We start from the raw sequence: 10,585 nt of genomic DNA, 5'->3' as shown, positions 1-10,585 counted from the left end.
CCGACAGTGTCTAACTCGAAGGGACTAGAGCGCGATGTGCCACACGGTGGCGCAGCCGCGGCAACGCACCCGCAACTGCTCTTCGCCCCCGCGTTCCTGCGCGTCGTCCTCGATGTCCCATCTGGCATAGGTGCGGCAGGCGGGGCAGATGGCCTGGTCGGCCACGTGCTGCGCATGGCCCAAGAGGTACACGTAGCGCCGCAGTGCCCAGTAGCCGACGATGGCACTGGCGCCGGCGCACAGCAGCGCGCTGAGCTGCGACAGCCAGCCGGCGCGCACCGCATACAGCTCGACCGCGCCCAGAAGGCCCAGCACAGAGAAGATCAGCAGCACCAGGTGGCCATGGCTTTGCAGCAACTCGCGTTCGTACCACTTGCGAAAGCCGACACGCTGGATGGTTCGACGCGTGTTCATGCAAGCCTCCTGCTGCATCGCACCAAAGGGTAAGCACCCACGGCGAAAGCCGGGTCAAGCGGCGCATTTGTAAGAAGTCCGTAAGCCTCGGTGCAACAATCGAATGCACTTCGCGCCGACCCGGGGGTATCGTGCTTCTGCTTGCGTCGTCCGTCAAACTTGTTGCCGAGATTGCCCTCCTGGCATTGGTGGGGCAATGGCTTCTTGGACTGCTGGCAGGAAGCAGGCGCGAAGAAAACTTCTTCTACCGCCTGCTGCAGGTACTGACAAACCCCTTCACCAAGACGGTTCGCGCCATCACCCCGCGCGTCGTGCTCGATCGCCACGTACCCTTGGCCACCCTGGCGGTGATGGCCGTGGTCTGGCTCATCGCCACCATCGCCAAAGTCAACATCTGCGTGCAGATCGGCATGGAGGCTTGCCGCTGATGATGACGCACTGGCTGCTTCGTCTTCGTGCCATGGCCTGGCTGCTGCTGGGCCGCCATGACGCGGCCGAGAAGGCCTTCGGCGCCATGCTCGCGCGCTGGCCACAAGATGCCTACGCGCTGGCCAGCCGCAGCTTCGTGCGCTCCCAGCTGGGGCGGCGCGGCGACGCCATCGACGATGCGCGCCGCCTGACGCAGCTGCACCCCGAGCGCGCCGCCTCCGACTGGTTCAACCTGGGCTTCCTGCTGGAAGCCGACGGCCAGCTGGAAGACGCAGCCGCCGCCTTCTGGAAGGCCGTGGCGCTGAACCCCAAGCTCGACCGCGCCTGGTATGGCCTGGGCCTGGCCCTGCTGCGCATGGGCCGGCATGACGAGGCCATGCAGGCCCTGAAGCGCAACACCGAACTGCAACCGATGAGCCCCTACGGCTGGTATCACCTGGCGCGCGCCCACGTGGACTGCCAGCAGCCGGACGAGGCGCGCCGGATCATCCGGCATCTGCAGGGCTTCGAGCCCAAGATCGCCGCTCAACTGGAACGCGAGACGGGTCTCGCAGCGACATCGTGATTTGGGGCCTGCCGACCAAAGGCTTGCACGCCTGAAGTCAGCAGCCGCAAGGTCCGCCCGGCCGCCGGCAGGGCGCTGTGCAATTGCATTTGGCAACGCAGGAGACGAGCGATGGAATTGACGGAAACGCAGCGCCACTACTGGCAAAAGAACCTCCGCATCACAGCCATCTTGCTGGGTGTCTGGTTCTTCGTGACCTTCGTGATCGGGTACTTCGCCCGCGATCTCGACTTCAGCTTCTTCGGCTGGCCCTTCAGCTTCTGGGTCGCGGCCCAGGGGGCATTGATCGTCTATGTGCTGATCATCTGGTTCTACGCCTGGTACATGAACCGGCTGGACCGGGAACACGGCGTGGCCGAGGAGAACTGAAATGGCTGGACTCACCTTCGATCATGGCAAGTCCCGCAGCGCCGGCGAGAAGCACGCCTTCAAGCAGCAGCTGCACAAGGTCTACGGCTGGTACACCGGCGGCTTCATCGCCTTCATCATCGTGCTGGCGGTGCTCGAGCAGATGGGCTTGCCGAGAAACTGGATCGGCTTCATCTTCCTGTTTGCCACGGTGGCGCTGTATGCCGGCATCGGCATCATGAGCCGCACCAGCGACGCGTCCGAGTACTACGTCGCCGGGCGGCGCGTGCCGGCGCTCTACAACGGCATGGCGACCGGCGCCGACTGGATGAGCGCCGCCTCCTTCATCGGGATGGCGGGCACGCTCTACCTCACCGGCTATGGCGGCCTGGCCTTCATCCTGGGCTGGACCGGCGGCTACTGCCTAGTGGCGCTGCTTTTGGCGCCCTACCTGCGCAAGTTCGGGCAGTTCACCATCCCCGACTTCCTGGGTGCGCGCTACGAGGGCAACCTGCCGCGCTTCATCGGCATCGTGGCGGCCATCCTGTGCTCCTTCACCTACGTGGTGGCGCAGATCTACGGCGTCGGCCTGATCACCACGCGGCTGTCGGGCCTGGCCTTCGAGATCGGGATCTTCGTCGGGCTGGGCGGCATCCTGGTGTGCTCGTTCCTGGGCGGCATGCGGGCGGTGACCTGGACGCAGGTGGCGCAGTACATCATCCTGATCATTGCCTACCTGGTGCCGGTGGTCTGGCTCTCGGTCAAGCAGACCAGCATCCCGATTCCGCAGGCGGTGTACGGCTACCAGCTGGAGAAGGTCAGCAAGCGCGGCGACGAGCTGCGCAAGGATCCGAAGGAGCTGGAGGTGGCGGCCATCTTCAAGGCGCGCGCCGCCGAGTTCGACGCCAAGCTCAAGGGCCTGCCCGGCTCGCTGGCCACCGAGCGCGCTGCGGCCGAGAAGAAGGTGACGGACCTGAAGGCCGCCAACGCCGCACCGGCCGAAGTCACTGACGCCGCAAAGGCGCTGGCCGCGTTCCCCAAGGACGAGGCTTCGGCGCGCAAGGCCTGGACGGCGGCCAAGGCCTCGAACGAGGCGCAGGCCAAGCCGCTGGCCGGCATGCCCAACCATGCACAGGTCTATGCAGGCGACCCGAACGGCGACGCGGCGGCGAAGAAGGCCTTCGACGAATCGCGCCGCAACTTCCTGGCGCTGGTGTTCTGCCTGATGGTGGGCACGGCCGCGCTGCCGCACATCCTGATGCGCTACTACACAACGCCCTCGGTGCGCGAGGCGCGCGAGTCGGTGACCTGGTCGCTGTTCTTCATCTTCCTGCTCTATTTCACCGCGCCGGCCTTGGCGGTGCTGGTGAAGTACGAGGTGTTCAACGTGCTGGTGGGCACGCCCTTCGACAAGCTGCCGGCCTGGATCGCCAACTGGTCGGCGGTGGACCCGGCGCTGCTCTCGGTGTCCGACGTGAACAAGGACGGCATCTTCCAGCTCAGCGAGATGAAGATCGGCGGCGACATCATCGTGCTGGCCACGCCCGAGATCGGCGGCCTGCCCTACGTGATCTCGGGCATGGTGGCGGCCGGCGGCCTGGCGGCGGCACTGTCCACCGCCGACGGCCTGCTGCTGACGATTGCCAACGCGTTGAGCCACGACCTGTACTACAAGATGATCGACCCGAATGCGCCGGCCTCGCGCCGCGTGGCGGTCTCCAAGGCCTTGCTGGTGGTGGTGGCGATCGCGGCGGCGGCGGTGGCGGCGCAGAAACCGGCGGACATCCTGTTCCTGGTGTCGGCCGCCTTCTCCTTCGCGGCGGCCGCCTTCTTCCCGGCGCTGGTGATGGGCATCTTCTGGAAACGCGCCAACAAATGGGGCGCCTCGCTGGGCATGGCGGCCGGCCTGGGGACCACCTTCTATTACATGGTCATCACCCAGCCCTGGATGCGCAGCGTGTTTGGCGTGACCAGTCCGATCGAGCTGTGGTGGGGCATCCAGCCGATCTCGGCGGGCCTGTTCGGCGTGCCGGTGGGCTTCGCGGTGATCGTCATCGTGAGCCTGTTGACCGGCCAGCCGAAGAAGGAGACGCAGGAGTTGGTCGAGCACGTGCGCTATCCGGACCTGAAGCGCGCCTGAGTCCGGAGCGTTAAGGCGCGTACCCCGGCCCTTTTTCAGGCGCCGGGGACCGCGGCCGGCCCGACGATGCGGCCGGCCTCCACATGCTCGTCGTAGTCGACGCGCGGGATCGCCGCATTCAAGACGGTGCCGCCTTCTTCTTCCCAATGAATGACGGCGCTGTCCTCGGCCAGCACGATCAGGCACGGTCCTTCTGGAATGAGGACCATCGGCCCGTCGCCGGCGCGGAACTCCACCACGCCGCGGATCTGCGCATTGGGTTCAAGCATGAGACGCCTCTCTTCTCTTTCGAATGCAGCTGCAGTGTGGCTGCGCGCGTCGGACGGCGATGCAGGAGCCAGCAGCTAAAGATGGTGGGCGGGGGACTACAGGTGCCAGCCGCGCTCAGGGTGTGCCGCCGCGCAGCGCCGCCAGCTGCTGCGCGTACTCCGCATCCAGGCGTGCCAGCCGGCTGGCGCGCCCTTCTTCGTTGACCCATTGCGCCTGCATGGCGCTTTGCCGCGCCAGCTGGTGCGCCAGTTGGGCGGCCGGCAGCAGCGAGTTGTTGTCGGCCGGCACGAAGCCGGCCAGGTCGTGCAGCGACTTGAGCACGGCGCGCTCCGAATCGCCGCGCGGACCGGGAGTGCGGCCGTAGCCGGCCAGGAAGGCCTGCACCTTCTTCTGGACTTCCGGCGGCCAATCGCGCCGCATCACGATCTGCGCATGCGGGATCAGGTCGGACTGCCAGATCACCTGCAGACGCTCGGCCTCGACCGGAAACTGCAGCTTGAAGCGCTCGAAGTCGGCGGTGTTGTTGGTGGCCACGTCGGCGTCGCCATTGGCCACCGCCAGCGCGGTGGCCTGGTGAGTGCCGACGATCTCGCCCTTGAAGCGCGTTTCCATCGCGATGTGGTTGGGCAAGAAGAGCTGCAGCTGCGGCACGATGAAGCCCGACACCGAACGACTCTCGCCACGCGCCAGGCGCCAGCGCTCGGGCTGCGCCAGCACCGCGTCGACCGAGACCACCGGGCCGCCCTTGCGCACCAGCAGCAGCGAGCGGTAGCCGGCCAGGCCGTCGTGCCGCGTGACCTGTGCCACCACCGTCATGCCGCGCTGCGTCACCGCATCCAGCGCCATCTTGCCGGACAGGAAGGCCATGTCGACCTGGTTGCGCTTGATCGCCTGGTCCAGCGCCTCGTACGAGCTCACCGACAGCATGCTCACCGGCCGGTTCAGGGCGCGGCCCAGGTCGGCCAGCAGCGGTTCCCAGTCGTTGCGCGACTCGAAGGCGCCGCCCAGCGGAAGAATGCCGAAGCGGATCGGCGCCTCCAGCACGCCGGCCGGCGGTTGCTGCGGCTGCTGCTGCGCCATCGTCGCCAGCGAGGCGCCCAGCCACAGCGCCAGCGTGGCGGCGCAAGCGCGAAGAAGGAAGAAGAACCTGAAATCGGACAGCTGCATCGTCCCTCCCCGGGGTGTGCCGGCCCTCCTCCACAAAAGGCAGGTGGTCAAACGAAGGCGGGCGAGCACACAATTAGAAACCAAGTTACTGGCCAGGTCTGTACAGGCGATGCTTTTCATCTCTCGGGCGCGACGACTCCTCCACAGGCCCCATCGCGTCCTGGCCAGGTTGCCACGGCTGTCGCTGGCGCAGCAGCTGGTGCTGTTGGCAGTGCTGCCGGCGGCCCTGGCCACGCTGGGCGCCATCGTGGTCCTGACGCGCCAGCACCTGGACAACGTGACCGAGCTGATGCGCACCAGCGGACAGACGGTCGCGCTGCAGGTGGCCACCCTGGCGCAGACGCCGATGAACCAGATGGACCGGCGCGCCCTGCAGCGCACCGCCCTGGCCGGCACTTCGCAGCCGCACGTGCAGCAGGTGCAGATCCGCACCGGCGACGGCGAGATCCTGGCCAATGCCGAAACCCCCGACCGGCACCGCGGCGAGGGCCTGCGCGTGCTCTCGCCGGTGATGGGCGAGGACGGCATGCGCGCCGGCGAGGTGATGGTGGAGATCAGCCTGGACGCGGTGACCGAGGCGCGCAAGGCGGTGTACTTCAACGTGCTGCTGGTGCTGGTCGCCAGCCTGGCCGGCGTCGGCCTGGCCGGCTGGTGGGCGGCACGCCGCATCAGCGCGCCGATCCGGCGCCTGGGCGAGGCGGTGGACCGGCTGGGCGCCGGCGAGGATGCCAGCGTGAGCGTGGCCGGCACCTCGGAAGTGCGGCGCCTGCAGCACGGCTTCAACCAGGCGGCCAGCGCGCTGGCCGAGAGCCGGCGCTTGCTGCAAAGCCGCATCGGCGACGCCACCGCCGAGCTGGCGCGCAAGAACCAGCAGCTGGAGCTGGCCAGCCAGGCCAAGACGCGCCTCCTGGCTGCCGCCAGCCACGACCTGCGCCAGCCGCTGCATGCGCTCACCCTGTTTTCCGACGGCCTGGCCAACGGCGAGAGCGACCCGGTGCGCCTGACGCGCATCGGCCACATCCGCGAGTGCGTGGAGTCGCTGGACCGCCTGTTCTCCGAGCTTTTGAACCTGTCGCAGCTGGACGCCGGCGTGCTGCAGCCGCAGTGGAGCGACTTCCCGCTGGACCGCCTGTTCGACGAGATCAGCCGCAACTTCCGGCCGGTGGCCGAGCAGCAGGGCCTGCGCCTGGTGGCGCGCAAGACCGACGCCTGGGTGCGCTGCGACTACGTGATGCTCTCGCGCATCCTGAACAACCTGGTGTCCAACTCGCTGCGCCACACCGTCGAAGGCGGGGTGCTGATCGGCGCGCGGCGGCGCGGCCGCGGCATCCGCATCGACGTCTGGGACACCGGCGTGGGCATCGCGCCGCAGCACCAGGAGCGGGTGTTCGAAGAATTCTTCCAGGTCGATCCGCTGCGCAAGCAGGGCGCGACGCGCGGCATGGGGCTGGGCCTGTCCACCGTGCAGCGGCTGGCGGCCCTGCTCAACACGCGGGTCGAACTGAACTCGGTGCAACACCGGGGCACCTGCGTGCGCCTGCTGGTGCGCGCCGCCGAGCCGATCGCCGCCATCGCCGGCTCCGGCGAGCTGGCCGGCATGCCGCCGCCGCTCGAGGCGCCGGCCAGCCTGGAGGGCGTGCGTGTGCTGGTGATCGACGACGAGCGCACCATCCTCGAAGGCCTGCAGGTGGTGATCGGCAGCTGGGGCGCGCAGGTGATGGCGGCGCAGACGCGCGCCGAGGCGCTGGCCTTTGCCGACAGCTGGGACGAGCCGCCCGAGGTGGTGCTGAGCGATCTGCTGCTGCAGGGCGGCGACAACGGCCTGGATGTGCTGGCCGCGCTGGAGCGCCATCCGCGCGGCATCGGCGCCGGCACCGCGCGCTTGCTGGTGACCGGCGAGACCAAGCCGGACCGGCTGCGCGAGGTGGCGCAGGCCGGCATCATGGTGCTGTACAAGCCGGTGTCGCCGCGCGCCTTGCGCCAGGCCATTGCCACGCAACTGGCGGCGCTACGTGTAAGCGCTTGAAAAATCCTGCACGCCTCCCTCCCGTGAGCTATGTCTTTCGGCCTAACGCGTGGGCCTGACCGGGCTTCTCTGGCTTGGCATAAGCCCTCTGCCTTATCGCGCGAAGGCAGGCGCATCCCTACAGTTTCAAGCACCCTCAACTTGGGGTTGCTTTTTCATGTCTTTCCAGATTTCAGGGGTGGCGTTTTTTGCCATGCTGCGGGCCTTGGTTCCCGCTTTGCTGCTCTTGGGCATGTCGCCAGGACTGGCGCAGGCCGCGCTCACCACCCGCATGACGGTGCTCACCGCCGACGACCGCACTGCCAATGCCGAGTTCATCCAGCAGCTGCGCGACACGCAGGCGCCGGGCAGCCGCTTCGACGTGGTGCGCCTGTCGCCCGACGGCGCACCGCCGTCTGCGGCGGCGGCTGCGCCTGCCGCCACCGCCGACGAAGAACAAGCCGCCAATGCCGGTGTGCGCACGCGCGGCCTGCGCGGCGGCACGGGCAATGGCGGCAGCGGCAACGAGGCGCTGACCGTCGCGGTCGGCCCCGGCGCGGCACGCTCGGCCATCGAGAGCGAGGGGCGCGAGCCGCTGCTGCTGGCCATGCTCAGCCGGCTCGAATACGAGAACCTGAAAGCCAGCCCGGGCCTGCGCCGCACCGACCGCCGCGTCGGCGTGCTGCTGCGTGACCCGTCCATGGCCGACCAGCTGGCGCTGGTGGAAGCGACCCTGCCGCAGCGGCGTCGGCTGGGCGTGATGGCCACCGTCGAATCCGAGCCGCTGCTGCGCGAACTGGAACGCGCCGCGGGCACGGGCTGGAGCCTGCAGGTGGCCACCGCCCCCGACGCCAAGTCGATCGCCATCGCGCTGCGCGGCGTGCTGGCCAACAGCGACGCGCTGATGGTGCTGCCCGATTCGATCGGCGATGACCAGGCCGCCACGCTGGCGGTGCTGCGTGCCGCCGCCGGCGCGGGTGTGCCGGTGTTCGGCGCCAGCGAAGGCATGGTGCGCTCCGGCGGCCTGGCTGCCGCGGTGTCGACGCCGTCCCAGCTGGCGCGCCAGGCGCACGCGCTGGGCCAGAAGCTGGCGGCGGGCCCTGCCGGCGTGATGGTCGAGGCGGCGCGGCCGGCCTCGGTACGCGTCAACGTCAACGTCGCGCGCGGACTCGGTCTGCGCCTGCCGGACGAACGCGAACTGGCCGAGCGGGTGACCGGGGTGCGATGAGCGGGGGCGCCATGAACCCGCCTGCAACGGGCTTCGCGGCTCACCCTGGTACGACCGACGTCCGAGACGAGCCGGCGCGCCCGGAGCCGCAGATGCCGCCGGCCATCGTGATGAGCGGCAATCTGCAGCGCGATCTGCTGCGCCTGGGCGTGGTGCCCTGCGCGGCGGCGGCGCTGGCCCTGACCGCCTGGTTCACGCACAGCCGGCTCGACACGCTGGAGAGCGCCTTCAACGCCGAAGGCCAGGCCATCGCCAGCCAGGTGGCGGCGCTGTCCGACCTGAGCCTTTACGCGGGCGACCTGCCGGCCCTGCAGAACGTGGCCAACGCCGCGCTCCAAAGCAGCGAGGTCACGCGGGTGGAGATCAGCAACAACGCCGGCGTGTTCGTCAGCGCCGGCGCCGGCGCCAGCAGCATGGAAAACCTGCGCGTCTTCACCGCGCCGGTGACCCTGCGCGAAGCCTCGCGCGCCAGCGCCTTCTCGCCGCCCGGCGCCACCGCCGCCGGCGAAACGCCGATCGGCCTGGTGCAGGCCTTTCGCGACACCACCGGCTACGCGCGCGAGCGCACCCGCTCGCTGGTGGCGGCCATCGGCATCGCGCTGATCGCCATCCTGGTGGCCTGGGCCTCGGTGCGGCACATGGCGCGCACGGTGGCGCGGCCGCTGCGCCGCGTCTCGCGCACGGTGGCTGCGCTGGAGGCCGGCAACTTCGACGCACGCTGCGACGTGCAGGCGGCCCCGCCGCCGGCGCGCGGCCGCGCGCACCGTCCGCACGAGCTGGCCAGCCTGGCGCACGACGTGAACCGGCTGGCCGAGCGCCTTGCACACAACCAGCAGGTGAGCGAGGAACGCGTGCGCGAAGCCACCTCGGTGGCGCTGCAGCGAATGGCCGAGGCCGAGCAGGCGGCGCTGTCGCGCGCCCGCTTCCTGGCGGCCGCCAGCCACGACCTGCGCCAGCCGCTGCATGCCATGGGTCTGTTCATCGACGGCCTGCTGCCCACGGCCACGCCGGCCCAGCGCCCGGCGGTGCTGCGGCTGCAGGAAAGCACCCAGTTCATGAGCGTGCTGCTGGACGACTTGCTGGAGATCTCGCGGCTGGATGCGCAGGTGCTCACCCCCAACCTGGCCACGGTGTCGCTGGACGGGCTGTTCGAGCACCTGGCCGGCCAGCATGCGGCGCAGGCCGGCGAGGCGCGCGTGCGCATGATCTTCAAGGCGCAAGGCCGCGCGGTGCGCAGCGACGCCGCCATGCTGATCCGCATCATCGGCAATCTGATCGGCAACGCGATCCGCCACGCGCCGCCCGAGGGCACGGTGCTGGTCGCGGCGCGGCGCGGCGCGCAGCCGGGCACGGTGCGCATCGAGGTGCGCGACAACGGCATCGGCGTCGCGCCGATCCACCAGCAGCGCATCTTCGAGGAGTTCTACCAGGTGGCCAACACCGAGCGCGACCGGCGCCAGGGCTTCGGCCTGGGGCTGGCGATCTGCGCGCGGGTGGCGGCCTTGCTGGGGACGCGCATCGAGCTGCGCTCGGCGCTGCTCCTGGGCAGCACCTTCTCGCTGACGCTGCCAGCCGCCGACCCGGTGGGCGCCGCACGCCCGGTGGCGCCGCCGCCGCCGATGGCACCGCTGGCCGGCCTGCGCTGCCTGGTGGTGGACGACGACGAGGTCATCCTGCACGCCACGCGGCAACTGCTGCACCAATGGGGCTGCGACGTGGCCTGCGCCGAGACCGGCGGCGCGGCGCTCGAACGCATGGGTCATGAGAGCACGCCGTACGACGTGATCCTGTGCGACCTGCAGCTCGCCGGCGACGAGGACGGCATGGCGGTGATCGAAGCCGCGCAGCGCCTCATGCCCGAGGCACTGGCCGTGCTGGTCTCTGGCGCCACCGGGCCGGAGGCACTGCAGCGCCTGCGCCAGCAGGGCGTGACCTTTTTGACCAAGCCGGTGGCGCCGGCCAAGCTGCGCGCCCTGCTCTCCGCGCGCCGCCACACGCATCCGGCCCACGCTTGATGAC

At 69.5% G+C, this 10,585-nt stretch carries 10 protein-coding genes; 7 read left to right on the top strand and 3 right to left on the bottom strand.

Translation table 11 applies throughout. The annotated features are described in order from the left end of the window. Nucleotides 1–24 precede the first annotated feature (24 nt). Complete coding sequence (locus tag ACIPRI_RS08560; protein ID WP_446620994.1) at nt 25–414, bottom strand: hypothetical protein; 390 nt, start codon at nt 412–414, stop codon at nt 25–27. 131 nt (nt 415–545) lie between these two features. Here ACIPRI_RS08560 and ACIPRI_RS08555 point away from each other — a divergent pair, with 131 nt between their 5' ends. The 4 genes from ACIPRI_RS08555 (at nt 546) to ACIPRI_RS08540 (ending at nt 3,896) form a co-directional block, all read left to right on the top strand. After that, nucleotides 546–842, top strand: coding sequence for a hypothetical protein (locus tag ACIPRI_RS08555; RefSeq protein ID WP_446620993.1), 297 nt, complete (start codon nt 546–548; stop codon nt 840–842). Further along, entirely contained in the window at nt 842–1,408 is a 567-nt protein-coding gene (locus ACIPRI_RS08550; RefSeq protein ID WP_446620992.1) for a tetratricopeptide repeat protein, read from the top strand. The genes ACIPRI_RS08555 and ACIPRI_RS08550 overlap by 1 nt, the downstream gene beginning before the upstream one ends. 111 nt (nt 1,409–1,519) lie before the next feature. Continuing rightward, nucleotides 1,520–1,777 carry a DUF4212 domain-containing protein gene (locus tag ACIPRI_RS08545; RefSeq protein WP_446620991.1) on the top strand — a complete coding sequence of 86 codons (258 nt, stop codon included), beginning with the start codon at nt 1,520–1,522 and terminating at the stop codon, nt 1,775–1,777. Nucleotide 1,778: 1 nt separating this feature from the next. Continuing rightward, nucleotides 1,779–3,896 carry a VC_2705 family sodium/solute symporter gene (locus ACIPRI_RS08540; RefSeq protein ID WP_446620990.1) on the top strand — a complete coding sequence of 706 codons (2,118 nt, stop codon included), beginning with the start codon at nt 1,779–1,781 and terminating at the stop codon, nt 3,894–3,896. Between the two features lie 35 nt (nt 3,897–3,931). Here the strand turns inward: ACIPRI_RS08540 and ACIPRI_RS08535 are convergent, their stop codons facing one another. Both ACIPRI_RS08535 and phnD read right to left on the bottom strand, forming a co-directional pair. Continuing rightward, nucleotides 3,932–4,165, bottom strand: coding sequence for a hypothetical protein (locus ACIPRI_RS08535; RefSeq protein WP_446620989.1), 234 nt, complete (start codon nt 4,163–4,165; stop codon nt 3,932–3,934). Between the two features lie 115 nt (nt 4,166–4,280). Then, entirely contained in the window at nt 4,281–5,333 is a 1,053-nt protein-coding gene (phnD, locus tag ACIPRI_RS08530; RefSeq protein ID WP_446620988.1) for a phosphate/phosphite/phosphonate ABC transporter substrate-binding protein, read from the bottom strand. 109 nt (nt 5,334–5,442) lie between these two features. Here phnD and ACIPRI_RS08525 point away from each other — a divergent pair, with 109 nt between their 5' ends. The 3 genes from ACIPRI_RS08525 (at nt 5,443) to ACIPRI_RS08515 (ending at nt 10,581) form a co-directional block, all read left to right on the top strand. After that, a complete protein-coding gene (locus ACIPRI_RS08525; RefSeq protein ID WP_446620987.1) occupies nt 5,443–7,359 on the top strand; it encodes an ATP-binding protein in 1,917 nt (638 codons plus the stop codon). A gap of 205 nt (nt 7,360–7,564) precedes the next feature. After that, entirely contained in the window at nt 7,565–8,566 is a 1,002-nt protein-coding gene (locus tag ACIPRI_RS08520) for an ABC transporter substrate binding protein (protein ID WP_446620986.1), read from the top strand. An 11-nt stretch (nt 8,567–8,577) separates the two neighbouring features. After that, nucleotides 8,578–10,581, top strand: a complete 2,004-nt coding sequence (locus ACIPRI_RS08515; RefSeq protein ID WP_446620985.1) for an ATP-binding response regulator — start codon at nt 8,578–8,580, stop codon at nt 10,579–10,581. The last annotated feature ends 4 nt before the right edge of the window (nt 10,582–10,585 follow it).

Source organism: Variovorax sp. LARHSF232, assembly GCF_052871435.1.
This window is presented reverse-complemented; position numbering and strand designations above follow the sequence as displayed.